General features: G+C 72.8%; 24 protein-coding genes. 15 read left to right on the top strand and 9 right to left on the bottom strand.

Going from position 1 to position 25,981, the window contains the following annotated elements:
- Nucleotides 1-470 precede the first annotated feature (470 nt).
- From AC6I72_RS36570 to AC6I72_RS36535, 8 genes are all read left to right on the top strand, one after another.
- Complete coding sequence (locus AC6I72_RS36570) at nucleotides 471-1,508, top strand: NAD-dependent epimerase/dehydratase family protein (protein ID WP_498005983.1); 1,038 nt, start codon at nucleotides 471-473, stop codon at nucleotides 1,506-1,508.
- 58 nt (nucleotides 1,509-1,566) lie between these two features.
- A complete protein-coding gene (locus AC6I72_RS36565; RefSeq protein WP_498005981.1) occupies nucleotides 1,567-2,634 on the top strand; it encodes a UbiA prenyltransferase family protein in 1,068 nt (355 codons plus the stop codon).
- Between the two features lie 118 nt (nucleotides 2,635-2,752).
- Complete coding sequence (locus AC6I72_RS36560) at nucleotides 2,753-3,781, top strand: glycosyltransferase family 2 protein (protein ID WP_498005980.1); 1,029 nt, start codon at nucleotides 2,753-2,755, stop codon at nucleotides 3,779-3,781.
- A 20-nt stretch (nucleotides 3,782-3,801) separates the two neighbouring features.
- Entirely contained in the window at nucleotides 3,802-5,238 is a 1,437-nt protein-coding gene (locus AC6I72_RS36555; RefSeq protein WP_498005979.1) for an endonuclease/exonuclease/phosphatase family protein, read from the top strand.
- Entirely contained in the window at nucleotides 5,235-6,362 is a 1,128-nt protein-coding gene (locus AC6I72_RS36550) for a glycosyltransferase family 2 protein (protein WP_498005977.1), read from the top strand. Before AC6I72_RS36555 ends, AC6I72_RS36550 begins: the two co-directional genes overlap by 4 nt.
- Nucleotides 6,363-6,613: 251 nt before the next feature.
- On the top strand, nucleotides 6,614-7,555 hold the full coding sequence (locus tag AC6I72_RS36545; RefSeq protein ID WP_498005975.1) for a lysylphosphatidylglycerol synthase domain-containing protein: 942 nt from the start codon (nucleotides 6,614-6,616) through the stop codon (nucleotides 7,553-7,555).
- Complete coding sequence (locus tag AC6I72_RS36540) at nucleotides 7,545-8,279, top strand: polysaccharide deacetylase family protein (protein ID WP_498005974.1); 735 nt, start codon at nucleotides 7,545-7,547, stop codon at nucleotides 8,277-8,279. The genes AC6I72_RS36545 and AC6I72_RS36540 overlap by 11 nt, the downstream gene beginning before the upstream one ends.
- A 156-nt stretch (nucleotides 8,280-8,435) precedes the next feature.
- Nucleotides 8,436-8,795: a peptidase inhibitor family I36 protein gene (locus AC6I72_RS36535; protein WP_498005972.1), complete on the top strand. Its 360-nt coding sequence runs from the start codon at nucleotides 8,436-8,438 to the stop codon at nucleotides 8,793-8,795.
- 150 nt (nucleotides 8,796-8,945) lie between these two features.
- Here AC6I72_RS36535 and AC6I72_RS36530 read toward each other — a convergent pair whose 3' ends face one another.
- The 3 genes from AC6I72_RS36530 to AC6I72_RS36520 all read right to left on the bottom strand — a co-directional run bounded on the left by AC6I72_RS36530 (nucleotide 8,946) and on the right by AC6I72_RS36520 (nucleotide 14,491).
- Nucleotides 8,946-12,467, bottom strand: a complete 3,522-nt coding sequence (locus AC6I72_RS36530) for a hypothetical protein (RefSeq protein ID WP_498005970.1) — start codon at nucleotides 12,465-12,467, stop codon at nucleotides 8,946-8,948.
- Nucleotides 12,468-12,470: 3 nt separating this feature from the next.
- The gene (locus AC6I72_RS36525; protein WP_498005969.1) at nucleotides 12,471-12,785 is read right to left on the bottom strand and encodes a hypothetical protein; all 315 of its coding nucleotides are present in this window, start codon (nucleotides 12,783-12,785) and stop codon (nucleotides 12,471-12,473) included.
- A gap of 266 nt (nucleotides 12,786-13,051) precedes the next feature.
- Nucleotides 13,052-14,491, bottom strand: coding sequence for an amino acid permease (locus AC6I72_RS36520; protein ID WP_498005967.1), 1,440 nt, complete (start codon nucleotides 14,489-14,491; stop codon nucleotides 13,052-13,054).
- 345 nt (nucleotides 14,492-14,836) lie between these two features.
- Here AC6I72_RS36520 and AC6I72_RS36515 point away from each other — a divergent pair, with 345 nt between their 5' ends.
- Nucleotides 14,837-15,796: a DMT family transporter gene (locus AC6I72_RS36515; RefSeq protein WP_498005966.1), complete on the top strand. Its 960-nt coding sequence runs from the start codon at nucleotides 14,837-14,839 to the stop codon at nucleotides 15,794-15,796.
- A gap of 177 nt (nucleotides 15,797-15,973) precedes the next feature.
- Nucleotides 15,974-17,092, top strand: coding sequence for a TauD/TfdA family dioxygenase (locus AC6I72_RS36510; RefSeq protein WP_498005964.1), 1,119 nt, complete (start codon nucleotides 15,974-15,976; stop codon nucleotides 17,090-17,092).
- Here AC6I72_RS36510 and AC6I72_RS36505 read toward each other — a convergent pair.
- The gene (locus AC6I72_RS36505) at nucleotides 17,055-17,594 is read right to left on the bottom strand and encodes a CGNR zinc finger domain-containing protein (protein WP_498005962.1); all 540 of its coding nucleotides are present in this window, start codon (nucleotides 17,592-17,594) and stop codon (nucleotides 17,055-17,057) included. The two genes, AC6I72_RS36510 and AC6I72_RS36505, sit on opposite strands and share 38 nt — an antisense overlap.
- A 237-nt stretch (nucleotides 17,595-17,831) precedes the next feature.
- Here AC6I72_RS36505 and AC6I72_RS36500 point away from each other — a divergent pair, with 237 nt between their 5' ends.
- Both AC6I72_RS36500 and AC6I72_RS36495 read left to right on the top strand, forming a co-directional pair.
- Nucleotides 17,832-18,194, top strand: coding sequence for a hypothetical protein (locus AC6I72_RS36500; protein WP_498005961.1), 363 nt, complete (start codon nucleotides 17,832-17,834; stop codon nucleotides 18,192-18,194).
- Between the two features lie 143 nt (nucleotides 18,195-18,337).
- On the top strand, nucleotides 18,338-18,739 hold the full coding sequence (locus tag AC6I72_RS36495; protein WP_498005959.1) for a hypothetical protein: 402 nt from the start codon (nucleotides 18,338-18,340) through the stop codon (nucleotides 18,737-18,739).
- A gap of 274 nt (nucleotides 18,740-19,013) precedes the next feature.
- Here AC6I72_RS36495 and AC6I72_RS36490 read toward each other — a convergent pair whose 3' ends face one another.
- On the bottom strand, nucleotides 19,014-19,706 hold the full coding sequence (locus AC6I72_RS36490) for an alpha/beta fold hydrolase (protein ID WP_498005957.1): 693 nt from the start codon (nucleotides 19,704-19,706) through the stop codon (nucleotides 19,014-19,016).
- Nucleotides 19,707-19,917: 211 nt separating this feature from the next.
- Nucleotides 19,918-20,496 carry a TetR/AcrR family transcriptional regulator gene (locus AC6I72_RS36485; protein ID WP_498005955.1) on the bottom strand — a complete coding sequence of 193 codons (579 nt, stop codon included), beginning with the start codon at nucleotides 20,494-20,496 and terminating at the stop codon, nucleotides 19,918-19,920.
- Nucleotides 20,497-20,769: 273 nt separating this feature from the next.
- Here AC6I72_RS36485 and AC6I72_RS36480 point away from each other — a divergent pair, with 273 nt between their 5' ends.
- The 3 genes from AC6I72_RS36480 (at nucleotide 20,770) to AC6I72_RS36470 (ending at nucleotide 23,083) form a co-directional block, all read left to right on the top strand.
- Nucleotides 20,770-21,966, top strand: coding sequence for an acyl-CoA dehydrogenase family protein (locus AC6I72_RS36480; protein ID WP_498005954.1), 1,197 nt, complete (start codon nucleotides 20,770-20,772; stop codon nucleotides 21,964-21,966).
- A gap of 89 nt (nucleotides 21,967-22,055) precedes the next feature.
- Nucleotides 22,056-22,664 carry a flavin reductase family protein gene (locus AC6I72_RS36475; RefSeq protein ID WP_498005953.1) on the top strand — a complete coding sequence of 203 codons (609 nt, stop codon included), beginning with the start codon at nucleotides 22,056-22,058 and terminating at the stop codon, nucleotides 22,662-22,664.
- Nucleotides 22,580-23,083, top strand: a complete 504-nt coding sequence (locus AC6I72_RS36470) for a helix-turn-helix transcriptional regulator (RefSeq protein ID WP_498006458.1) — start codon at nucleotides 22,580-22,582, stop codon at nucleotides 23,081-23,083. Before AC6I72_RS36475 ends, AC6I72_RS36470 begins: the two co-directional genes overlap by 85 nt.
- Nucleotides 23,084-23,217: 134 nt before the next feature.
- Here AC6I72_RS36470 and AC6I72_RS36465 read toward each other — a convergent pair whose 3' ends face one another.
- The 3 genes from AC6I72_RS36465 to AC6I72_RS36455 all read right to left on the bottom strand — a co-directional run bounded on the left by AC6I72_RS36465 (nucleotide 23,218) and on the right by AC6I72_RS36455 (nucleotide 25,936).
- Nucleotides 23,218-24,453 (bottom strand): epoxide hydrolase family protein, encoded by a 1,236-nt coding sequence (locus AC6I72_RS36465; protein ID WP_498005951.1) that lies wholly within the window; start codon nucleotides 24,451-24,453, stop codon nucleotides 23,218-23,220.
- Between the two features lie 40 nt (nucleotides 24,454-24,493).
- The gene (locus AC6I72_RS36460) at nucleotides 24,494-24,952 is read right to left on the bottom strand and encodes a nuclear transport factor 2 family protein (protein WP_498005949.1); all 459 of its coding nucleotides are present in this window, start codon (nucleotides 24,950-24,952) and stop codon (nucleotides 24,494-24,496) included.
- 213 nt (nucleotides 24,953-25,165) lie between these two features.
- On the bottom strand, nucleotides 25,166-25,936 hold the full coding sequence (locus tag AC6I72_RS36455) for a creatininase family protein (RefSeq protein ID WP_498005947.1): 771 nt from the start codon (nucleotides 25,934-25,936) through the stop codon (nucleotides 25,166-25,168).
- Nucleotides 25,937-25,981 lie beyond the last annotated feature (45 nt).

The raw sequence follows: 25,981 nt of genomic DNA, 5'->3' as shown, positions 1-25,981 counted from the left end.
CACACATATGCAAGTGGCAGGTGACCTTCCGTGATCACGCGGTTCCGATCCGGCCACTCTTCGGATGACTTCCGCACGGCATCGGCGGAGCGTCTTTCGGACACCGCACCGCATCACCTGCACGGTGCACCCGCTCCTTTGAGTGCGAGCGGCAGCCGAGGCCAGAACATTCTTCGCACTTGTTCCCCCGCACGACGGCGCGGGGGAACAGGACTCCGGAGACCGGATCGGCGAATTCCGGCTCGCCAGACTGACCGGAAGATTTTTCTGACGCCTCATCAGATCATGACGTGTCTTCACTGGGCACTGAGTGCCATGCCATCGTTCCGACACGTGTCTGACCGACTCCGGCACGGCTCACACCCGGTGTTGAGCTGGCTTTTCCGTCCGATTCACTGAACGGAAACATCGATGAAACAGTCCGCGTTCACACGTATTCCCATGCCCTCTGCTGAGCGGGAGGTGACCCTGTGCTCCGTCGTGTGGTGATCACCGGCAGCAGCGGCATGCTCGGCACCGCGCTGGCCCGGCGGCTGGCCGAGAACGACTGCGAGGTCGTGGGCCTCGACCTCACCCACCGCGCCGACGCCACGGCCGGCCGGCTGGTGACGTGCGACATACGCGACGGTGCCGCGGTACGGCGTGCCGTACGCGGCGCCGACCTGCTGGTGCACAGCGCCTCGGCCCTGCCCAGCTACGCCACCGCGCAGATCGACTCGATCGTCGTGGAGGGAACCCGTACGGTCCTGGCCGCCGCCGCGAGCCAGGACGTCCCCCGCGTCGTCCACCTCTCCACCGGCTCCGTCTACGGGCTGCCCTCGCAGGTCCCGACGCCGGAGACCTATCCCCGCAGCCCGATCGACCCCTACGGCAGGGCCAAGGCCCGGGCCGAGGAACTCGTGGAGAAGGCCCGGGCCGACGGCCTGGTGGTGCCCGTGCTCCGTCCCAAGACCTTCCTGGGCCCCGGCCGGCTGGGCATCTTCGCCATGCTCTTCGAATGGGCCGCCGAGGGCCATCACTTCCCCGTGCTCGGCTCCGGCCGGGTACGCAGCCAGATGCTGGACGTCGAGGACCTCGTCGACGCCATCCTGCTGGCCGCCGAGGCCCCGGCCGACGTGGTCAACACGGAGTTCAACGTCGGCGCGGCCCGGTACGGCACCCTGCGCGAGGACTTCCAGACCGTCCTGGACGCCGCCGGACACGGCAAGCGGGTCATCGGACTGCCCATGCGGCCCGCCGTCGCGGTGCTGGAACTGCTGGCGCGCGCCCGTCTGTCGCCGGTCTACATGCGGCTCATCCACAAACTCCGCGCCGACAGTTGCATGGACATCTCCCGCATCCGCGAGCGGCTCGGTTTCGAGCCCCGCTACTCCAACCGCGAGGCGATCTCCCGCAGCTTCGAGTGGTGGCGGTCCGAGCGTCTGGGCACCAGCGGCCCCGCCGGCGGCCGGACCAGCCGCGACCCCTGGCAGCAGGGCGCCCTCCGGCTCGCCAAGGCGGTCTTCTGAACCGTCGCGAGAACGGGTCAGCAACGCACTCCCCCCTCCCGCCGGTTCGAGGAGAGCCATGCACGGTGTCAACCCGGTGGCCCCCGCCGCCCGTCCGTCGTCCCCCACCGTCCCCCCGGCTTCACCCCCCAGCGCTTCACCTCCCATCGCTTCACCCCCCAGCGCTTCATCCCCCATCGCTTCACCCGCCAGCGCCGGCCCGCCGGCCGCTCCGGCCACCGCCTCCCCCGTCCCGGGGCGGGCACCCGCCGGCGAGAAACACGCGCTGGGCACAGCCCGTGCCCTGCTGCGCCTGTCCCGCCCCTACCAGTGGGCCAAGAACCCCCTGGTCATCGTCGTACCCGCGGTGCTCGTCCACCGGAGCGCGGTGCACGCGGCGCCCGCGGTCCTGTGGGCCACCGCCCTGTTCACCCTCGCCTCGGTCGCGGTCTACGTGCTCAACGACCTCACCGACCGCGAGCGTGACCGGCTCAACCCCGCCAAGAGCCACCGACCGCTCGCCTCGGGCGCCCTGTCACCCCGTGCCGCCTGGACGTATCTCGCCGGGATCGTCGCCGCACTGGCCGCCGGTGTCGCCCTCGCCTCACCGGCCAGAGCGTGGCCGGTCCTGGCGTACCTCGCACTCAACCTCGCCTACAGCTACCACCTCAAACACGTGGCGCTCGTCGACTCGTTCGTGGTCGCACTCGGCTTCGTCCTGCGCGCCGTGCAGGGCTACCTGGCCATCGGCGCCCGGCCCTCCTCCTGGCTGCTGCTGACGGTGCTGAGCAGCTGCATGCTGCTCGTCCTCGGCAAGCGGCGCAGGGAACTGCTGGACGTGGCAGGTGAGCACCGGCCGGCCCTCGCCGGGTACTCCGTCCAGTTCATCGACTGCCTGACCATGATCAGCGCCACGCTGACCGCGGTCGCCGTGGGCATCTACCTGACGGCCGCCCCCGAACCGAGCGGCACCGCCACCGCGTTCGCCTTCCTCACCCTGACCGTGTCGGTCTTCGCCGTCTTCCGGTACCTCCAGGTGCTGCTTGTCGGCGGCGGCGGCGCGGACCCCGTGCGGACCCTGTTCAGGGACCGCCTGCTGATCGGCTGCGGCGTGGCATGGGCGGGCCTGTTCGCCTTCCTGTCCTGACGGACCCGAGCCTTCCGGCGCCCGCCCCGGGGCGCCCGCTCCCGGCCACCGGCCCGAGAGCCCGTGAACGCGATCCGAGAACCCGTCGACACGACCCGAGAACCCGGAAAGGACCACCGTGGAAGAACCACTGGTGTCACTGATCATCCCCAACTACAACTACGCGCGGTCCCTGGGCCTGTCCATCCAGTCCGCCAAGGACCAGGACTACCCGAACCTCGAGATCATCGTCGTGGACGACTGCAGCACCGACGGCTCCTACGAGATCGCCCGGTCGCACGGCGTGCGGGTGGTGAGCACCGGCACCAACAGCGGCGTGGCCACCGCCAGGAACACCGGGGCGGCGCACGCCCGCGGCAGCATCCTCTTCTTCCTGGACTCCGACGTCGCGCTGCGGCCCGGTGCCGTCCGGGCCGCGGTCGAACTGCTCGCCGCCCACCCGGAGGCGGGCGCGGTCTGCGGCATGTACGAGCCGGAGCCGCTGATCCGGGACAGCCTCGTCGAGGAGTGCCGGTGCCTGCAGGCCTACTACTGGCGGACCAGCTCCGAGGGCACGGTCAGCTTTCTCATCTCCGCGATGTGCGCCCTGCGGGTCGAGGTCTTCGAGGAGATCGGCCCGTTCAACCCGAACCTGCGGCAGACCGAGGAGGTCGACTACGGGCAGCGGCTGAGCCAGCGCTACGACCTGCTCCTGACCCCCGTCATCCGGGGTTTCCACGACGACGACCACGAGATGTGGCCGCTGATACGCAAGATCTTCACCCGGGCCCGGCTCCGCATCCCCCTCTATGCCCGGCGCAGGAGGTTCGCCAAGGGCTTCGAGACGGCCTCCCGTTCCTGGGCCAGCCTGGTCTCGCTGCTGGCGGCGGTCTCCCTCGCGGCCCCCGCCCTGCTGGGACCTGCCGCCTGGGCGCTGCCGGTACTGCTGCTGTGCACCGTGATCGGCCTGGACTTCGGCATGTACCGGTTCGTCGCCGCCCGGCGCGGCCTCGCCTTCATGCCCAGCTTCATCGGCGTCCAGCTGGCCTTCAACCTCACCGTGGCGGTGGGCGTGGTCTTCGGGGTGGTGCACTGGCTCTGCTCGCCCTCGTTCCGCAGGCTGTACGACCGCGACCGGACGGTCCCGTCCGTCGCCCCGGCGCTGTGACGCCCGCCGAGGGGGCGGCGGTGCGGGCCACCGCCGCCGCGCCGACCGGTACGGTGGCCGGCCAGGCAGGCGGCGGCCGGAAGCGGAAGGCGCGCACCGTCCGGGTCCGCCGGCACCGCCACCCCCGGCTGCTGACCGCCCTGGCCGTGCTCTGGACCTGTTTCGCGCTCGTGCAGCGGCTGCTCAGCGGCCGGTGGTGGGTCATGCTGGTCCCCGACCTCGTGCCGCCCCTCGCCTTCCTGCTCGTCCCGGTGCTCCTGATGGTGTGGGCCGGTGTCAGCGGGCTGCGGCACAAGGGACGGGACGCACGGAGCGCCCCCGCCGGTGCAGAGGGGGCCGGTGCGCAAGCCACCGCCGATGCCCAGGGGGCCGGTGCGAACGCCACCGCCGGTGCCGAGAGGCACGGTGCGCAAGCCACCGCCGGTGCCGAGGGGCAAGGTGCGCAGGCCACCGCCGGCTCCGGTGACCCGGCCGCCGGCCCCGGTCCGCGGGCGGGCGCGAGCGCCGACGGGTCCGGTGGCTCCCGGGTGGCCGGGCGCCGGGTGCCGTGGTTCGCCTCCCGCCGTGCCGCGCTGCTCCTGGTGTGCGCTCTGGCGCTGGTCTCCGCCTCCGTCAGCTGGTCGCGCAACGGGGTCCGGCTCGCCGCGCTGACCCACCACGTGTCCTCCACCGCCGGGGACCTGCGCATCGTCTCCTGGAACACCACCTGGTGGGGACAGGACGTCGACAAGGACAGCTTCTGGCGGACCCTGCGGGCCCAGCGGGCCGACGTCTACCTGCTCCAGGAGTACCTCCACGGCATCGACTACCGGCAGGAGAACCTCCGGCCGGTCGACGACCTGGCCCGTATCCACCGCGAGTTCCCCGGGTACCACGTCGTGACCCGCGGGGAACTCATCACCCTCTCGCGGTATCCGGTCATCGGCTCGAAGCTGGTCGGCACGGGCCAGTCGGTCGCCGGCCGGCCCGACGCGCCCTGGCTGGAGGTGTACCGGGCGGTCAAGACGCTGCGCGTCGACATCCGGGTGCACGGCCGGCCCCTGTCCCTCTACAACGTCCACATCCCCGTGCAGATCGACCCCGGCCCCCAGCTCGTCTCCCCCAGTGTCTTCGGCATGCTGCGTGACCGTCAGCGCACCAGGACGGCACAGTTCCAGGGGCTGAACGCGGAGCTGCGCGAGCAGCGCGCGAAGGGCGCGGCCGCCCTCGTGGCGGGGGACTTCAACAGCAGTCCCGCCATGGGTGAGATGCAGGAGCTGCGCAGCACCATGCGGGACGCCGCGGACAGCGGCACCGACCTGTACCCCCATTCCTGGAACGAGCTGGTCCCCGTGCTCGGGCTGTGGCGGCTGGACTGGGCGTTCTCCACCGGCCCGGTCACCGTCGACCGCTACCGCTTCGACGACATGCACCACCTGTCCGATCACCGAGCCCAGGTCCTGGAGGTGTCCCTGTGACCGGATCCGGCCCGCACCCGGCCCCACCGGAACGCGACGACGGCGCCGGCGGCGCCCCGCCGCCGCGCGTCTCGGTGGTCATCCCGAACTACAACTACGCCAAGACGCTGCCGCTGTGCCTGGAATCGCTGCGCCGGCAGACCCTCCCGCCCTTCGAGATCATCGTGTCGGACGACGCCAGCACCGACGGGTCCGCCGACATCGCCGAACGCTTCGGCTGCCGGGTGCTGCGCGCGACCACCAACCAGGGGGTCTCCGCCGCACGGAACGCGGGGGCCGCCGCGGCACGCGGCGACATCCTCTTCTTCCTCGACTCCGACGAGGCCCTCTCGCCACGTTCGCTGGAGAACGCCGTACGGCTCCTGGCCGAGGACCCGGGACTCGGGTGCGTGCACGGTGTCATCGCCCCCGAACCCCTCGTGGACGACGGCCCGGTGGAGTGGTACCGCACCCTGCACGCCCACCACTGGCGGCTCAAGGGCGTGGGCCCCACCCCCACCGCGTTCTTCGCGGCGGCGGCGGTGCCCCGACGGGTCTTCGAGGAGGTCGGCCCCTTCCACCCCGCGCTGCGCGACAGCGAGGACGTGGAGTACAGCGAGCGGCTGTCCGCCCGTTACCGCATCCTGCTCACCGCGCAGGTGGAGGCCGCCCACGACGAGGAGTACCGGCTCGGCCCGATGCTGCGCGAGCAGTTCCGCCGGGCCCAGTACCTGCTCCCGTTCGCCGCCGCCCACCGGCGCCGGCCGGGCGCGCTGCGGGCCAACAGCATGGCCGGGGTCGTCGCGGCACTGTTCACCGTGGCGACGCTGCCCGCTCTCGCGGTCCCCCCGCTCGCGGTGCTTCCCCTCCTGGGGCTGCTGGCCTTCGCCTGCGCCGATCTGCCGCTGCTGCGGTTCGTCCGGCGACGGCGCGGGACCGGTTTCGTGCCCCTGTTCGTCGCCCTGCACCTGCTGGTCAACCTCCAGATCGCGCTGGGGGCCGGTACCGGGTGGCTGCGCAGCAGGTTCGACCGCGACTTCGGCGTTCCGGCCGGCCACCGTCCCGCGGCGGCCGGCCCGCCCCGCGAGCCGCGTGACGCGGTGCCCGTCCCGGCCTCCGAGCACGCGGAAGGGGGCACCGGATGACCGCGGTCCGCCGTGACGAGAGCGCGGCCGGGGCCGAGCGCTCCGAGCAGTCGGTGACCACCGTCCTGGGCCGCACCGGGGAAGGCGGTGGCGCCGGCCGGAAGCCGGCGGGGCCACGCGCGGCGTCGCCCGGCCCAGGCTCGGGTTCTGACGCCGGCTCCGCGCCCGGCTCCGAATCCGGCCTCGGGCCGGACACCGACTCCACGCCGGGGTCCGGGACCGGGACCGGGAGACGGAAGTGGTCCCGGCCCGTGCGGCGGTCGCTGGCCGCGGTGCTGGTCGGCGGTGCCGCGTACGGCATGTGGCGGGCCCTGGACGGCAGCGGACCGGTCATCGCAGATCTGCTGACCCGCGAGGGCGCGGTCCCCTGGCTCGCCGGCTCGGCCGTGGTCAACCTCGCCGGACTGGCGCTGAGCATGGCGTCCTGGCGCAGCACACTGGCCGGCGTGGGAACCACCCTGCGCTGGGGGCCCACCGCCGAGATCTTCGGAGCGACCGTTCTCGGCAAATACTTGCCCGGCCCCTTCTGGAGCGCCCTGGCCGGGGTGCACCTGGGACGGCGCAACGGCGTCCCCGCGCAGCGCATGGTCACCGCGTACGTCCTCAACTCGGTGGTGGTGCTGCTCACGGCCGCCGTGGTGGGAGTCCTCGCCGCCCCCCGGGTGATGGGCGACGGCGCGTGGTGGCTGCTGCCGGTGGCCCTCGCCCTCGCGGCCCTGCTCTGGAGGCCGGGTGCCGTCCTGCGGGCGGCGCGTGGCGCGGCGAAGCTCCTGCGCAGGCCCGCGCCCGACCTGCGGGTGGCGGACGGCGACCTGCGCCGGGCCGTCGTCTGGGAGGTACTGTCCTGGGCCGTCGGCGGCGCGCACCTGTGGATGATCTCGGTGGTGCTCGGAGCCTCCGGCGCCGCCTCGCTCGGTCTGTGCGTGGGCGGATTCGCCCTGGCCGCCGCGGCGGGCGCCGCCGCTCTGGTCGTCCCCGGCGGAGCGGGCGTCCGTGAGGTCGTCCTGATGGTCGTCCTGACGGCGGACCTGCCCTGGGCGCAGGCGGGGGCCGCCGCCCTGGCCAGTCGCCTGTGCTGCACCGTCACCGAGGTCCTGGGCGCCGGCACGGCCGTCCTGGTGGGCCGCCTGGCGACCGGACGCCGTGGCGGGCGCCCGCTCGCCCTCGCCGGGGAGGCGTCCCATGGCACCTGAGACGTCGGCTCGGGCGGTACGGGCCCTGGGGGCGCAGGCGGCGTGGAGCCTGGTGCGCCGGGGCGAGGCGCTGCGCGCCCGGTTCACCGGCGGCGCGGGGACCGGTCCCGTCCTCGGGCAGGGCCCCGTCTTCCGCGTCCCGGCCGGCCATGCCCGTGGCCGGGACCCGGAACCCCCGCTGGCTCTCACCGTCGACGACGGCCCCGACCCCCGCTGGACGCCGGCCCTGCTCGACGTCCTCGACTCCCACGGGGTGCGGGCCACCTTCTTCGTGGTCGGCACCCGGGCGAGAGCGCACCCCGCGCTCCTGCGCCGGGTCCTGGCCGCCGGACACCGTCTCGGCAACCACTCCCTGACCCACCGCCAGCCGTTCGCCGCGCTGTCCGCCGGCGCGCTCGACCACGAGATCGCGGAGACCCAGCGCGTGGTGGCGGACGAGACCGGCGTCACCCCGGTCCTCTTCCGGGCCCCGGCCGGCGGCTGGTCACGGTCGGTCCTCGCCGCCGTACGCCACCACGGCCTGACCCCGGTGGACTGGACGGTGGACCCGAAGGACTGGCGCCGGCCTCCCGCCGAACGCATCGCGGAGCGGGTGGCCCGCGCACGGGCGGGCGACATCGTCCTCTGCCACGACGGCGGCGGTGACCGCTCGCACACCGTCACGGCGCTGGACACGGCGCTGGCGTCGCTGCGCGCCCGCGGGACGCGATTCGCCCCCCTGTAGGACCCGGTCCCGGACGCGCCGGCCGCGTCACGCGCACACCCGCCGGCGCGGCCGGGGAAACCCAACGGACGTGTCCACCCGCCACGGCACAGGGCCCTGGCGGCGACGGACAGCACAAGGAGGAAAGCCATGCGAAGAATCCGGAGAATCCGGAACATGTTTCTCGTCCTCGGGGCCATGGCCGGCCTCTTCGGCGCCACCGCCTGGCCGGCCCAGGCCGCGCCCGCCGCATACCAGTGCGATGCCGCGCACGACCACGACGGCGTCCTCGTCACGTTCGCCGACCGCGACTACGGAGGGGAGTGCCGGGCCGCCTCCTACCCCCAGGTCGGTGATCTGCGGAACGGGGGCTTCAACGACACGATCTCCTCGCTGAAGAACCGCACGCCCTACACGCTCTGTTTCTACAGCGACGCGCAGGACAAGGGGAAGGTGTTCCAGATCCACGCCTACGAGTGGTGGTGGACCCTCCCGGACTGGATCGACGACCAGATCTCGTCCTACGACTTCTGCTGAGAGCCCGCGGGCCCGGAGGGTCCTTCCCGACCCCTCCGGGCTCCTGCGTACCTGAGCGGGTCCGCGACGTGGTCGCCGGCCGGGCCGCCTCCTGGGGCTTCCAGGAGGCGGCCCGGCCGCACGTGCGGGTGCGGCCGGGCGGCCGGCGGGTCAGTCCTGGGCCGGAGCGGGGTTCAGCTCGCTGTACACCGGGTGGCCGAAGACACCGTTCTTCACGGCGTCCTTGGTCGTCAGGTACATGGCGTAGTAGGCCCAGGAGATGGGTGTCTCCGACAGCCAGCGGTTCACGACCAGACCGCCCGGCGGCTGGTTGCGGTACGCCCATTTCTCGCCGACGGCACTCCACTTGTACAGGCCGTGCCGCAGCGTGGCGAGGCCCCCGCCGAGGAACTCGAAGACCCACTCGCCGGCGGTGAGGCGCACGCCCGTGAGGTGCTGGACGACACCGTTGGTCATGAGGTTGCCCACGGTGACGTTGAAGCCCTCCTTGAGTCCCGAGTACAGGGCCTCGCGGAACTTCTGTCCCTTGAACGTGCTCCACGTGGACCAGGGCTCCGGTGCGGAGGAGGCCGAGGACGCGGACTCCCCGGCCGAGCGCACGCTCCCCGCCGACGGGGCGGGGGACGGCTCGGGGCTCCGCCCGGCCATCTCGGGTCCGCCCGTCTCCGCCCTCGACGGGCCGCCCGACGGCGGTTCCCCGGCAGGGCCCGGTTCCTCCCCCGGCGGCCGCGGGGTGTCCGGCCGCGGTTCCGGTGCCGCCTCCCGGGCTCCCGTGCCGCCGGCCCCGGGGGTCCCGGCGGGCTCGGGGGCCCCGGCAGGCTCGGTCGGGGTCCCGGCGGGTTCCGGGCGGGCGGCCGGCACTTCGCCCGGCTCCGGGGGCTTCCCGCCGCCCGGGCTGCCGGTCCGTGCGGGTCCGGCGGACGGGACGCTCCCGGCGTCCGGCCCCGGTTCCACGGGCCTTGTCCCGGCCGGCGGGTGCGCGGAGGCGGCCGGGCTCGCCGCGTCGGAAGGAGCGCCGTTCTTCGCGGGCGTGCCGGCCGCGCGGGGGCTGAGGATCGCCTCCACCTCGTCGGCCCTGGTCATCGAGGTCGCGGCGGAGCCGTCCGCCGCGGTGGTCGCGGACGCGGGGCCCTCCGCGGGCCGCGCGGCGGCCCCGTCGCCCGAGGCACGGACCGACGCCTCGCCCGCGGTGCCGGCTTCCTCCGAGGACGCCCGCTCAGGACGGGTGCGTGTCTCCCCGGTACGTGCCGGGGAATCCGCGCGCGCGGTACCGGCCGGCGCCTCCCGCACCGTACCGGCCTCCTCCGACGACGCCCGCTGCGCGGTGGGCCGGGATGCTTCCGCCGTACGCGCGGGGGCGGCCGCGTTCGCCGTCCCGGCCGGCGCCTCCCTCCCGTTCTCCGCGGACGTCCCGGGGCGCTGTTCGCGCACGGGAGAGGGCGACTCGGCACGGATTTCCCGTGCCGCCACGGCCCCCTCACCGCTCTTGGGCACGGGGGCGCCCTTGGCAGTGGCGGAAGCATCGGACGCGGTCGGCAGGGACGACCGAGGGGCCCCGGTCCCGGGCGCGGTCTCGGCCGCACCCGGGGGCCGCCCCTCCGCCGCCGAAGCCTGCGGCTCGGCGGGGCGGGGCGCGGGGTCGGCGGGACGCGGCGACGGTTCGGCGGGACGCGGCGCGGATTCGGCGGGACGCGGCGCGGATTCGGCGGGACGCGGCGCCGGGTCCCCAGCGTGCGGCGACGTTTCACCGGGGCGCGGAGCCTGGTCTCCGACCCGCGGCGCAGTCTCGCCAGGACGCGACGCCGTCTCGGCAGGACGCGGTGACGGTTCGGCAGGACGCGGTGACGGTTCGGCAGGACGCTGCACAGGCTCCGCAGGACGCGGCGCGGCCTCGCTGCGCGTGGCCTCCGGGTGGGGGCGTGGCACGTCGGTGGTCCCGGCTCTGGACTCGGTCGTCAGGCGGGTGCCGGCTGGTGCCACGGATTCGCCCTGGGCCCCGGACGGGGGCGGCGCGCTCTCCTGGCGCGGTGTGCCCGCCCGCGCCGGTTCGGCCGGGGCGGCCCTGCCGGACTCCGTGACGGTGCGCTCCGCGCCGGGCGCGGGACCGCCGGCGTCGGTCCTGCCCGTCTCCGGCCGCGTGCCCCGCGCGGACGCCTGTGCGCCGGTCGTACCGCTCGGCTGGACGGTGCTCTGCGCCGTACGCCCGGACTGCTCCGTGCCCGCCGTTCCCTCCGTCTGGCGGACGGGCGGTGGCGCCGGCGCCTCACCCGCCGGACGCGCTGGCACAGCAGCCGGACGCGCGGGCGGTGCCGGCGCCATGGCCGCACCGGAAGCCTCCTCCGCCGGGGCGGGCGTGCCCGGGTTCTCGCGCGGCGGGCCGGCCGGTTCCTGGGCCGGTCTCCCGCTGTCCTTCAGGGCGTTGGCGTCCGCGGGGCGCGGGCTCGGCGGTGGGGTGGGACCGGCCGCGGCTTCCCCGGACGAGCGCGCGGGTGTGGCCTCCGGGGCCGGGGCCGCCTCCGGACGCGGAGCCGGCGCCGGACCCGCCTCGGTGGCCCGTACGGGCTCGGGGGGCCGGACGGCCTCGGTGGGCCGGACAGGCTCCGGGGCCCGGACGGCCTCGGTGGGTCCGACGGACTCGGTGGGCCGGACGGGCCCGGGGGCCGGAGGCGTCAGGCCCTGCGGCTCGGGCGCCCCGCCGGGATCCGGCCGCCCCTGCGGACGAGGCTGCGGCGACCCGGGCGCCTGCTCCCGCAGGGCCATGCCGGTCTCCGGGGCCGGCGCGGTCTCCGGGGGCTGGGAGGGCCGGGCCGGGCCGGTCGTCACCTGGGGGCCGGGTTCCTCCGTCAGGGCTCTGGTGGATCCCGCGGCCTCCTTCTCGGACGCCGCCGCGGCGTCGTCGACGGCCTTCTCCCCGGTGATGAGGCGCTTCAGCCCCGCACCGAGCGCCGTCTGTTCCAGGACGCCCTCGGCCAGCCCGAGACCTGTGTCGAAACCGAGGAACACGGCGAGCTGCCAGGCGTTGCCCTTCCAGTCCACCGGCCGCCCGCTCAGCAGCTTGGGCACGGCCAGCGACACGTAGAAGCCCGGGTAGGCCCGCGCCTGAGCCGGCAGGACGTCGATCACGAGGCTCTCGGTGAGCTTGCCCAGGCCCTCGCCGAGTCGCTCACCCGTCCGGCCCACGGCACTCCCCGCGGCGCGCAGGAACTGGGTGAACTCGGCGAGGGCGGCGCGGAACCTGGCGAGTACGGTCAGGACGCGTTCCATGAGCGGCAGCACACGTGCCCACACCCAGTCCAGCGCCAGCCCGCCCAGCCAGCTCAGTGCCATGCCGACGGCCAGGATCTCCAGGATCTCCAGGATGATGCCGATGACCTGTTTGACGATGAGCCAGGTCTTGTCCGCGTGGTCCTGGGCCTGTTGCCCCGTGGTCTCCAGCACCTCGGCCGTGTGGGCCATCAGTTCGAGGTGACCGTCGAGTGCCTTGGTGTAGGCGGGCGCGTCCGGGCCCTCCCAGGCCGCGCTCCCCGCGGTCTCCTCCAGGGTGTCGCGCAGGACACGCAGCCTCTGTCCGTGGGCGGCCAGCTCCTGGCCGTGCTCGTGCAGGGAGGACGGATCACCGAGTTCCCGTATGACCTGGGTGATCCAGCCGGCGATGGCGTCGTTGATGTCCATGGCTCAGCTCAGCCGGCGAATGGCTTCCATCGCGTGTGCCTGCGCCGCGCTGTAGGTGTGCGCCGCACGGCTCATGGCTTCGCTGAGAGCGGTCAGGTGCCTGCTGATGCCGTTCGTCAGCAGGGTCAGGTCCTCGTGCACCCGCTGGTATTCGGTGTGCGCCGCCGCGCCGCCCGATCCGTTGCCGAAGGCGCGGCCGTCCGGGGCCGTGAGCTGCCGCAGCGCCTCCGCGACACGGGAGGTGGAGCCGGCACTGGACGCGATGTCGTCCGCCACGGCCACGAGATCCGCGGGGCGGACATGAATGCTTTCCGACATGCTGCACAGCCTCCTGGTTCAGGTGCCGCTGGTGTCCGGTGGACGCGGCACATGTGTGCCGTTCCGGTGGAACTGATCGCAGGTCCCAGAAAACTAACAGGGCGTCAGTGACGCGACAACCACCCTGTGTGACCGACATGTTGCTTTCATGTGTCGCCCGGCCTCCCGCGCGGCCGCGAGGTGCGCGGGCAGGCGAGGCACGAGGCACCGCACGGGCCACCCGGCGCCGGAAGGAGTGAGGGAACGGCCCGTGCGATGCGTGGAGGTCAGCCGGTGCGCTCCCACTGCGGCTCGCGGCGCTCGGTGACCTGCGCGTTGCGGGACTTCAGGACCGTCCAGCCGATGCCCAGGGCGACGGCCCAGCCCGCCATCACGTACAGACACACCCGGGAGTCGGCGTCGTAGGCGATCAGACCGGTGACGAAGAGCAGGAAGACGATGGCGACCCAGGAGCACACCGCGCCGCCCGGCGCGGGGAAGGAGGAGGCGGGCAGCCGGCCCGCGTCGACCGCCTTGCGGTAGCGCACGTGGCTGACCAGGATCATCAGCCAGGTCCAGATGCCCGCCGCGGTCGCCACGGAGGTGACGTAGCCGAAGGCCTTCTCCGGAACGATGTAGTTGAGCACCACGCCGATGGCCATGAAGGCGACGGAGACGGTGATCCCGAGCGCCGGGGTCTTGGTGGCGGACAGACGGCTGAAAGCCTGTGGCGCCTCGCCGCTGTCGGCCAGGGTGCGCAGCATGCGGCCGGTGGAGTACATGCCCGAGTTGCAGGAGGACAGGGCCGCGGTGAGGACGACGAAGTTGACGATGCCCGCGCCGGCCGGGATGCCGATGACAGCGAACGCCTTCACGAAGGGGCTGACCCCGGCCGCGAACTCGGTCCACTTCACCACGCACAGGATCACGGTGAGGGCACCGACGTAGAACAGGGCGATGCGCCAGGGCAGCGTGTTGATGGCCTTGGGGAGGGTCTTCTCCGGGTCCTCCGACTCACCGGCGGTGACCCCGACCAGCTCGACGGCGAGATAGGCGAACATCACGCCCTGCAGCGTCATCAGGGAGGAGCCGACGCCCTTGGGGAAGAAGCCGTCGAACTGCCACAGGTTGGAGACCGAAGCGGTGTCACCGGCCTGGCTGAATCCGAAGGTCAGCACACCCAGACCGATGACGATCATGCCGATCAGCGCGGTCACCTTGACCATCGAGAACCAGAACTCGATCTCGCCGAACAGTTTCACGGAGATCAGGTTGGCCACGAACAGCACGACCAGGAACACCAGCGCGGTCACCCACTGCGGGACGGAGGGGAACCAGTAGTGGACGTAGATCGCGGCGGCCGTCAGCTCGGCCATGCCGGTCACCACCCACATCAGCCAGTACGTCCAGCCGGTGAAGTAGCCGAAGAACGGGCCGAGGAACTCCCGGGAGTACTCCGCGAAGGAGCCCGATACGGGGCGGTACATGAGCAGTTCGCCCAGGGCCCGCATGATGAAGAAGATGATCAGGCCGGCGAGGGCGTACATGAGGATGAGGCTGGGCCCGGCCTTGGCGATGTTCGCCCCCGCGCCCAGGAAGAGGCCGACGCCGATCGCGCCGCCGATCGCGATCATCTGGACCTGGCGGCTGCCGAGTCCCCGTTCGTAGCCCTCTTCAGCGGTTTCGGTGCTCCGCGAGGAGGACGCGGCGACCTTCGGTGAGGTCATGGTCGTGTGCCTTTCTCCATGCCGGTCCGGGGCCGTGGACGGGCCGCGGACCAGGTCTCGATCTGCCGGAAACGCAGTGGAGTACTGCCGGGCCGACCCTCGGTCGTCCCGGCGGCGCACCCGGTACGGAGTACGTGTGGCGTTCGCCGGGCGGTCGTGCAGATGTATCACGCCGGCCACCCCGACCACACCCACCGTCACCCACCCGGTTACTCATTCGTTATGTATGTTGATCGATCCAGGAAGCGATAAATGCTGGCAGACCTTCATTGCAACCTCGCTTTCCAAGGCAGAAAATGAAACACCCCTTGACATTCTTTCAACATGGCTACCTAACATGTATGTATGCGTAGCCCACTCCGGCGGTACGGCGCCCAGCAGCACCCGAAGCCGGCCCGGCTCGTTCTCCGCGGACGGCAGGGGCGCCCCGCCGCCCTGCCGGCCGTGGCGGCGCTGGTCGCGGTCACGGCCGTGTGGGGTTCCACGTTCCTCGTCGTGCAGGACGCCACCCGCCGTGTGCCGGTCCTCGACTTCCTGGCCGCGCGGTTCGCGGCCGGGGCGCTGGTCCTGGCGGTGCTGCGTCCGCGGGCCGCGGTCCGTCTGGACGCGGCCGGCTGGCTCCGGGGGGCGGTTCTGGGGCTCACGCTCGGCCTCGGCTACGGCCTCCAGACGCTCGGACTGCGTCACACGTCGGCCACCGTCTCCGCCTTCGTCACCGGACTCTTCGTCGTGCTGACCCCGCTGCTCGCGGCCGTCGTGCTGCGCCGGCGCGTCACCCGCGCCGGCTGGACGGGAACGGTCCTGGCGGCGGGCGGGCTGGGTCTGCTGACGCTGCGCGGTCTCGGCATGGGCCCGGGTGAGCTGCTGACCCTCGGGTGCGCGGTGTGCGTCGCGCTCCAGATCGTGGGCACCAGCGCGTGGGGAGCCGATCAGGACCCCTACGCACTGGCGTTCGCGCAGACCCTGGCCGTGGCCGTGGTCGCCTGCGCGGCAACACTCCCGGGAGGGCTGCGCATCGTCCCGCCCGACGCGGCGGCCTGGTTCGCGGTCCTGTGGACGGGTGGCCTGGCCACAGCCGCGGCTCTCGTCGTCCAGACCTGGGCACAGACCAGACTCGGTGCCACGCGGACGGCCGTGATCATGACCCTGGAGCCGGTCTTCGCCGCTGCCCTGGGCGCACTGGCCGGACAACACCTGACGACCCGTCAGCTCCTCGGAGCCGGTCTGGTGCTGCTGGCCATGATCGTCGTGGAACTCGGTTCCCTGCCACGTCCTGTGGCGGCGGCTCCGGCACCGGTGCCGTGACCAGGGAACCCGCCGCGGCCGCCCTTCCACGAGTCCGGAACCACCCTCAACTCAGCGTCCACAAACCACCGTTCACTGCTCGCCATTCGCCACTCGCCACTCATCACTCGCCACTCATCACTCGCCGCTCGCCGCTCGCCGCTCGCCGCTTCGGACGGGCATCGAGAAAGGACCCGTATGCCTGCAGCGCCCCCTCCCTCCCCCCAGGTGGCGGACAGCACCAGAAGGCTGCTGGAGGACGCCGTGCGCCGTCGCGTGGCGGACGGAGCCCTGGGTGACACCGTGCTGGACCACCCGGAGTGGTCCCTTCCCGACGACGTCCTCGGGGCCCTCGCCGAGGCGGTCGGCCCGCCGGACCCGGCGCGCGGTCACCGCGTGGCCGGCGGACTCCTCGCGGGCCTCACCGGCATCGGCCCGACTCCCGCCCACTGGGCCGAGAACGATCCGCACCGCACCGCCCCCTTCGACGTGGCGCTCGCCCTGGTCGCGGCGTCCCTGGGGTCCGTCTTCGGCTGGGCCGGGCAGCAGGACGGGCGCCTGGTGCACGACATCCTGCCGAGCAGGGGGTATGAACACCTCCAGGTCGGCGCGAGCAGCACGGTGCCGCTCTCGTGGCACACCGAGGACGGTTTCCATCCCGAGCGCGCCGACTTCCTGCTGCTCGCCTGCGTACGCAATCCCGGCGACGTGGGCAGCAGACTCGCGTGTGTGCGTGACCTCACCCTCGCCGAAACGGACCTGGCCGAGCTGCGCAGACCGCTGGCGGCCATCGAACCGGACGCCAGCTACGGGGCGCCGGACGCCGCCGGGCCGGCCCCCGTGGGCATGGCGACCGTCTGGGACGGCGCGCAGGGCCGCTGTGTGCGCTACGACCCCGCCTACACGCGGTTCCTGACCGATGACCAGGCGTTCGCGGCGGCGTACGAACGCCTCGGGGCCGGGTTCGAGGCCGAGGGCTTCACGGTCCCGCTGGCACCCGGTGACGTCCTGGTCGTCGACAACGACGCCGTGGTGCACGGCCGGGTCGCCTTCCGTCCCCGTTACGACGGCACCGACCGGTGGCTCAAGCGCGTCCTCGTCCGGTCGTCACGGGGCCGGCCCGCGCGCGAGGCGCACGAGCACGGCTACCACCAGGCGCTGGTACGGCCGGCGCCGGTGTCCGCGCACGGCACGCGCGCGGACGGCCGGGGCGGGCCGGCGGTCCCCGTCACCGGGGACGGTGACCGGGGGTACCGCGGCCGTCGGCCCTCGGCCGGGTTCACTGGCGGCGACGTGCCCGCAGGGCGGCGGACTTGACCCGGTTCCCGCAGGTTCTCATCGCGCACCATTCCCGCCGGTGGCCCCGGGAACGGTCGAGGTAGACCTGGGTGCACCCGGGGCGCGCGCACTCACGCAGCAGTACCGCCTCCGCGCTCGCGAGCAGGCCGACGGTCTCGCGGGCCAGGTCCGTCAGCGCCTGCGCGGCCGAGCCGGTGCGGCTCCTCCCGTGGGTCGCGAGCCGCACGGACACGGGGGTCTTCGCGGCCTGGCGGTTCAGCGCGGTCATCGCGGCGGGCGGAAACGGTTCACCGGTGCGGCGCGCGGTGACCAGCTCGTACATCGACTCGCGCAGGTCCACGGCGGCCCGCAGGTCCGCGTCCTCGGCCCGGGGTGCCTCGTCGAGCAGCCCGGACTCCACGAGCCAGGAGTCGAGGAGCCGCGGTGTGCCGATCCTCTCCACCGGAACCGGTGCGTGTCGCGCCTGAAGGGTGCCCAGGAAGTCGAGGGCGGGCGCCCCGCACAGAAATACATGTTCCACATCACTCTCCTCACAGGTGACTGATTTCCATCCTCCAAAGTAACCGGCTGAACCGGTGACGTCGAGCGAGTGTGATGTGTCGTGCGTCAAACCGGGAAACAGACACACCTCTTGATGGCGTGATCCGCTCTCCCGCACATATGCTTGAAGGTGCAAGCATCTTGCGAGCGGCGCCGTCCGGGCCGCACGCGAACGTTCCTCACTCGTTCGTCACCACATCCAGGACAAGGTGGGTACATGCTCATGTCGAAGAAGAAGATCGCCGGTGCTGCCGCCGCGCTGACCGCCGCCGCCGCGCTGCTGGGCCTCGGAGCCGGGACCGCGGGCGCCGCCGGCTGGCCGCCCCTCCAGGAAGGCGCGTACCTCTACTCGGGCCCCACGGGAACCGGCACCGTGACCAAGGCCGACCTCACCGATCCCGGCACGTGCCACACACTGTCCAAGGCCGCCGTGTCGGTCCAGGTGGCTTCCGGCTCCTGGGCTCTCGAGCTCTTCTCCGGGGCGGGATGCACCGGCTCCACCCCCTGGCGCACCGGTTCCCTGGCCCAGCAGAACCTTCCCTGGAACATGCTGAGCTACCGGGTGGTCCCGGCGGCGTGACACACCTGCGCGCCCGTGCCGCCGCCGCGCGGCGGCGGCACGGGCACCGTGAGGGAAACGGCCAGGAAATGTGAACTCGGCGGGTCACAGCCTCCGTTGACTACATGACAGACCCATTCCCGGCCTTCACCCACGGAGTTCCCATGCGTATCAAGCCGAGACTGAGCCGCCGTTCCGCGGCGGCGGTGGGCGCCGCCCTCGCGGCCGGCGCCGCCGTCGTCGCCGTCGGCACACCCGCCTCCGCTGCCATCAGCAACCACCGGGTCCAGCTGTGTGCCCAGGGCAACTACGTAGCCGACATCACCTGGTCGACCGGTTCCAGCACGCGGGTCGTCTTCCCCGGGCAGTGCCAGACCTTCGACATCGTCGGTACCGGCCCCTACACCATCGGCGGCTTCTACAACGTCAGCAAGGCCCACTTCAAGCTGGTCACCGTCCTGCCCCTGCCGGGCGGGTTCAACTCCAGCACGCCCGGCAGCAAGTGGGGGGCCGAGGGCGACACGGGCGACCCGAACAACCCTCCGTACGTGGTGCGCTGGCAGTAGCACGCACACCGCCCCGGTGAGGGACCCGCTCGCGCGGCGCCGCACCGCCCCGGCCGCCGCGCCCGCGCGCGGCGGCCGGGCGCGCCGGGGAGAAGGGCCCTCGCGGGCCTCGTGGACTCCCGCTGCCTGACGGTGGCGCAGCGGGGAGACGGCGGCCGCCCCGGCTCGTCCCACTACTCCGGGCGGCCGCCGTGCGGACCCGGGGCCCCGCGCCTGCCGTACCGGCGGGCGCGGGGCCCCGCCGTCATCCGGGCGCCACCCGCACCCCGTCCGGTCACAGGGCCGCGTCCGCCGTGATCAGCCGGGCCAGTTCGGCGGGCATGGACAGGAACGGGGAATGGCTCGCCGGGATGCGGTACGACCGCTCGGCGCGGGACGCCATGACCTCCTGGAAGCCGGGGTCTATCGCCCGGTCCCGTTCGCACACGATGTAGGTGGAGGGCACGGTCTTCCAGGTCGCCGTGGTGAGGGGCTCGCTGAAGGATTTCACGCTCTGGAGCACCAGTCGCTCCACCGCCCGCCGGGCGACGTCGTCGGCAGCGTCCGCGTACAGATGGTTGCGGGCGTCCTCGTGGGGCTCGAGGGTGCCCGTCTCGCCGTGCGGCAGCGCGCCACCGCTCAGGCCCGACAGGGACTCGCACTCCTCCAGCTGGAAGGCGGCGAGGTAGACCAGGCGTGACACCCCGGGCACCGTGGCGGCCTCGGTCGCGGGCAGGCCCCCGTAGGAGTGCGCGAGGACCGTCACCTCGCCGCCGAGGCCGCTCAGCCTCTTGCGGACGGCGCAGGCGTCGTCGTACATGCCCGCGGTGTTGTCCGGGTCGGCGGACGCGCTCGGCAGTTCGACGGTCTCCACCCTCCATCCGCGGTCCCTGAGTTCGGGTGCGAGCAGTTCCCAGCACCACGCTCCGTGCCAGGCTCCGTGGACGAGCAGGATCGTGGGGCTGCCGGCGGGCGCAGTGAGGGTCATGGACGTGCCTTCGGGGAGAGCCGGCGCGGCGTGCGGCGCGGCCGGGCGGAGCGGACGCCCCGGCGGGTGCGTCCGGGGCACGGAGCATGTGTGCACATGCTTGCACGACACATGTCTCGTTTGCCAGCCCAGGAGACCGGACCGGCCAGGTGCCATGTCCGGAACTTCCAGCGGACTTGCCCGGGCGTCCGGCCGCCGGCTGGACGCAGCGTCAGGGACGCAGTGCCTGGAGGGTCAGTTCCCCGTACCGCCGCCACAGGGCCGGGTCGCGCTCGGCTGTCCGCATCAGTTGCAGGATCATCCCGCAGAGCACCACGCGCAGGTCGAAGACGGTGGCGTCGTGGCGCACCAGTCCGGTGGCCTTGGCCGCCTGCATGAGGTCGCACAGCCGGGTCAGCAGGTTCGATGCGTCCTGGAACTCCGCGGTGGCGAGCGCCTCCGACAGCAGCCGGTCACCGGCGAGGCTCTCGAAGAGGCGGACCACGAAGGCACGGAACCGGGCATCGGCATCCGGCAGTTCGAGCGCAGGGGCGGTGGCCCGGTCCAGCTCGGCCAGCCGGTGCCCCACGACGGCGGCCAGGAGGTCTTCCTTGGTGGGGTAGCTGCGGTAGACGGTGGCCTTGCCCACCGCGGCCCGCGCGGCGACCTGCGGCACCGTGCCCTGGAGGCCGGCCTCGCCGAAGACCTCGAGCGCCGCGGCGAAGACGCGCTCGTGGTTGCGCCGGGCGTCCGCCCTGCGCGGGGGCGCTTCCTGCCCGTCGGTCTCCAGCCTCGTCTCCCCTGCCTTCACCGTCCCATTGTGCCTGCTGGACGGCGTGCCGGATCCCCGCCCCGGTGCGCCCCTGGCACGGAGAGGCTTCTCGGCACGGCGACCGGCATCCCGGCAGGCAACCGGACTCGCGGGTCCGGTTATAGTGGAGGAACACAACCGGACCCAAAGGTCCGGTTAGTGGGGATGCCCTCCCAGGTCCCTCGTTCCCTGGTCTCTTTTCCCAGGTCTCCCACTCCTTCCCGTCTCTCGTTTCCCGGATCCACCGATCCGTCGATCCTCTGGAGCGCAGCCATGCACGCATCGAACCATCCCGAACTCCCCGGCGACGCCGCCTCCCTCCCGGATCTGCTCCGGGCCGTCCACGCGCTCTCCCCCGTGCTGCGTGCCGAGGCGGACGCCGCCGAACGTGACAGCCGGCTGACGCCCCGGGCCGCGCAGGCCCTGCGGGACGCGGGGCTGTTCCGGCTCGGTGTGCCCCGGAGCCTCGGCGGGCTCGAACTGCCCCTGGCCGCGGCGCTGGAGGTCACCGCCGAGGTCGCCCTGGCCTGTCCGTCGAGCGCCTGGGTGACGATGGTCACCTACGTGGCACAGCAGATAGCGGTCTCCTTCGGGGACAGGGCACGTGCCGACTTGTGGGGCACCGGACCCGATGTCGCGATGTGCGGTGTGTTCGGCGGCGCGGACACCTCCGCGGAGCCGGTCGAGGGCGGGCTTCTCGTCTCCGGCCGCTGGGGGTGGGCGTCCGGTTGCCACCACGCGGACTGGGCCCTCCTCGGGGTGCCCCTGCCCCGTCCCGGCGCGGAACCCGAGCGCGGGCTGGCGCTGGTCCGGATCGCTGACCTGGCCGTCGAGAGGACCTGGGACATGGCGGGGATGCGCGGCACCGGCAGCGACACCCTGGTCGCCGACTCGGTGTTCGTGCCGCGGCACAGGCTACGTCCCTTCGCCGCCGTGATCACGGGCCCGGGGAACGCGGCGGCTCCGCTGTACCGGATCCCTCCGGGCTCGATGACCGTGGCGTCCATGGGCCCGCTGCTGGGCGCCGCGCGCGCGGTCTTCCGTATGACCATGGAAGCCGTCGACGGCGGCAAGCCGATGGCCATGTCGCTCCACCCCCGGCTGGCCGACTCCCCCAGCGTCCAGGCCGCGCTCGCCGACGCCGCCACCCTGATCGACTCCGCCGCCCTCCACCTCACGCGCGCCGCCGAGGCCGTCGACGCCGCCGCGGTGGCGGGCACCTCTGTTCTCCTCGACCGGGCCCGGGTGCGCATGGACGCGGGACACGCCTCCCGGTGTCTGCGCGAGGCGGTGCAGTCACTGCTCACGGTGAACGGCGCGGGCAGCTTCGCCCGGGGAAGGCTCATCCAGCGCTACTGGCACGACCTGGAGACCGCGGCCCGCCACCCCACGTTGAATCCCGGGCTCGCCCGGGAGATGTACGGGCGGGCGCTGGTGGGCGACACCCGGCCGGTGAGCCCCATGGTCTGAGCCCCGCGCCGACTCCGGCGGTGCCCCGCGGCACGTCCGGCCGCCTGCCCCTGCCCCCGCCCCGAACGAACTGAGGAGAGACGTACCACATGGCCAGCCCCACCCCAGCTCGGCGCACCGCCCGCGGTGACCGTGCCGCACCCTCCGCCGACGCCGGGACCCACCGGGAGACACTCGGGCACTTCGCCACGGGCGTGGTGGTGGTCACTGCCCGGACACCCTCCGGGCCGGTGGGCTTCACCTGCCAGTCCTTCACCTCCCTCTCTCTGGAGCCGCCGCTGGTCTCCCTCGCCGTGGCACGGTCCTCCCGCACCTGGCCGCTCATCCGGGACACGGGCGCCTTCTGCGTCAACGTGCTGGCCGAGGAACAGGAAGGGCTGAGCGCCGCCTTCGCCCGGCCCGGCATCGACAGGTTCCGGCAGGCCTCCTGGACGCCCGGACACCGGGGCGCACCGTCGCTGCACGGCGCCTGTGCCTGGATCGGCTGCGACCTGCTGGAAGAGCACGAGGGCGGCGACCACACCATCGTCGTCGCCCGGATCGCCTCGCTCCGCGCGGACCCCGTGCGCGAACCGCTCGTCTTCCACCGCGGCCGCTACCGTGCGCTCGCACGATCGGAGGCAGGGGAGGACACAGGACCGGCTCCGGGGCGCTCCGTGACCCCCCGCCTCCGGTCCGTTCCGCGGCTCTCCGGCTGACGGCCCTCCGTCCGGCGGCACTGCGTCCGGAGCGCCGCCGGAGGACGTGGCGGCACTCCTCGACACCCGCGGCCGGCTCTTCGTCAGCCTCGTCGCGGACGGGGACTGGGCCGTGCGGTTCGACGCTCGCCGAGCGGTTCAGGAAGGCCGTCGGCCGGGCGCCCCAGGAGTATCTGACCGAGTGGCGGATCGAGCTGGCCGCCAAGCGGTTGCTCCAGGGCGACGAGACCGTCTCGGCCATCGCCCGCGCCGTGGGCTACGGCTCCGAGAGCGCGCTGAGCACGGCGTTCAAACGTGTCACTGGCATGTCTCCGCGTGACTACCGCGGACAGGCGGGACGCCGGTGCGGCACGAGGGCTCCCGCCGGCGGGACGACGGCGACGGCCGCCGGCTCCGCCGCGATCGACCGCCAGGGCTGAGCGAGGGACCCGGACCGGCCGTGCCGGGTCCGGCACGGCCGGGGCCTTCGGCATGCCCGCCCCCGCCCCCGAGGTGTACGGCAGGTCGGAGCCCGCTGTGCCGGAAACCGGCGCGGCGGGCCCGCCTGCCCCGGTCAGCGCAGCCTGCGGAAGGTCTCCCGCAGGTCGGCGGTGAACGCCTCGGGGTTCTCGTAGTGGACGAAGTGGCCGCCCTTCATGTGGGCGTTGACGTTGACCACGTTGAACACGTCACGCGTGGGGCCGTTCTCGAAGGCGGCGATGCGCCCCTCGACGGTGTCGACCCCGGGCGGATAGGCGTCGCCGAGGAGGAAGGTGAACCCGGCCGGCGGTTCGACGACGGGCCGGCGGTCGTGGGAGGGCACCCACGGGTGGCGCACCGCGTTGCGGTACATGCGGATGGAGGTGCCGATGGACTGGGTCGCCCAGAAGACGGTGGCCTGGGTGAGGATGAAGTCGCGGGAGAAGTCCGCTTCGAAGTCGCCCCGCTTGTCGCTCCACTTCTTCCAGCGCCGCAGCAGCCAGGCGAGCATGCCGATCGGGGAGTCGTTGAGGCCGTGCGTGAGGGTGGACGCGTCCAGCATGTGGGCGGCGACGTGCGACACGTAGGTGGTGACCATGGACTCCATGCCCGCCCGCAGTTTTGGCGAGGCGTCCTCGGGGATCTTCGCCCCGTCGGTCAGGTCCCAGAAACGCTCGTTGGAGAACATGCCCGGAGGCAGGTCGTGGCCGTAGTGCAGGCCGATGACGCTGTCGGCGTACTTGTGCCCCAACTGGCTGATGACCAGGGCGCCGTAGTCGGAGCCGGCCGCACCGTACTTCTCGTGGCCGAGTTCCTCGGTCATGAGTTTGTGCAGGATGTCGGCGATCTTCCAGTAGTTCAGGTCGCCGCGGGTGAGCGGGGTGGAGAACCCGAAACCGGGCAGGTCGGGGATGATGACGTCGAACGAGAGGGCCGGGTCGCCGCCGTACGCGGCGGGGTCGGTGAGCGGGCCGATGAGGCCGTAGCTGAACTCACCGGGCCACGGCCAGCCGTGATTGACGAGAAGGGGGATCGGGTTCGGGCCCTTGCCGCGCTCGTACACGAAGTGCACGGGCGTGCCGTCGATCTCGGCCCTGTGGTGGTGGAAGGCGTTCAGCCGCTTCTCCTGCGCCCGCCAGTCGAACCCGTCCGCCCAGTACTCGACGAGGGGCTTGAGGTAGGCGGTGCTGATGCCGTAGTACTCGTCCTCGTTGTCGAGGTCGTCGAAGAAACGTGTCCTTCTCAGGCGGTCCTTGAGGTCGTCCAGGACGTCCTGGGAGATGTCGATGCTGTACGGCTCGGGGGTGCGGGCCTTGGTGTCGTCGCTCACGGCGCTGCTGCTTTCTCGGGGCGTGGAAGGGGTGGACCGGTCAGTCGGTGAAGTCGAGGCGGAGCCGGGTCTGTTCGAGTCCGGCGATGTGCCACGAGCCGTCCGTCCTGACGAAACGCGCGTGGTAGTGGCCGAAGCCGTGCATGACCCTGTGGGGGATGACCTCGGACACCTCGGCGTCCTCGGGCCGGGTGACGATGTCCTCCATCGCCCACACGCCGTGGGCCGCGGTCGGCGAGTCCACGTCGATCTCGTCGGAGAACAGGTGGTGGACGAGGGTGACTCCCGGGCCGCCGCCGGCACCGACCGTCGCCGCGATCTCCTCGCGGCCCTTCATGGCCAGCCACACCGAGCCGTCGGGCCGGTGCGGGGTGAAGGTGCCGTCCGGGGTGAACAGGTCCGCCAGGTCCTGCCAGCGCTGGTGGTCCGCGTAGCGGACGTAGCGGGCCATCAGACGGCGTAGTTCCTCGATGATGCTCAGACGCTCGGTGACATCCATGACGGGTCATCCCTGTTCCGGAGACGGGTGGGTGTGCGGCCCCGAACGGCGAACGGCCCGCCCGGTGACGAGAAACGCCACCGGACGGGCCCACTGCCTCCATGGACCACTTGGTCCAATCATGCGCCGCGAAAAATGGACCCACAAGTCCAAAAGCGGGGGATGCCGATTACCGTCCGGACCGTACGGTCCATCCGCTGTGCCGCCCGGCTGTCACCGGTCCCGCGTCTTGGCCCACGGGTCGCTCGCGATGACGTCGGCGAGCGCCGCGGCACAGCCGGCGAGCATGCGCTCGCCCTTGTCCGCCGTCGCCACCCGGGCGTTGCCCGCCACCCCGGACTCGGTGATGCGGTCGAAGGGGACGAACAGGTATACCGGGTCGCTGGACTCCGCCGGCAGCGTGATCTCCGGTCCCCAGGCCGCGTCCAGGTGCTCCTCCTGGACCAGCTGGGGGAACGCGGCCATCATCATGGACGTCTCTCCCTCGCAGGCGTGCATGAGACCGTTCTGCGTCTCCAGGGTGTCGCGCACCACGTCCCGCCCGGCGCTGAAGTAACTGGCGAAGGCGATCGGCGTGGCCAGTTCCGCGGTCAGTTCGTTGGTGAGGGCGTTGAGGGCGGTCATGTTGCCGCCGTGGCCGTTGACGATCATGATCCGGGAGAAACCCGCCCGGAGCACGGAGCGGCAGATGTCCCGCAGCAGCGCGTGGTAGGTGGACAGGCTGAGCGAGAAGGTGCCGCCGAACGCGATGTGGTGCTCGGCCAGGCCCGCCCACACGGACGGCGTCACCACGACACGTGTGTGCTCGGAGGCCAGATGGGCCGCCCGGCGGGACACCTCGGCCGCCAGCAGGTCGTCCACCCCGGTGGGCAGGTGGGGTCCGTGCTGTTCGGTGGACCCCACGGGCAGCAGCACCACCGCGTCCTGGGCCGCGAGGTCACGCAGCTGGGCGGCGGTCATGCGGTTCCACTGGACTTCGCTCATGGTCGAGAGGGCTCCTTCGGAGGGGGACGGCGGGTGGACCGGGAC

The sequence above is a fragment of the Streptomyces sp. Xyl84 genome (assembly GCF_059731885.1).
Note: the sequence above shows the minus strand (reverse complement) of the source record. Positions and strands in the feature narration are given on the sequence as shown.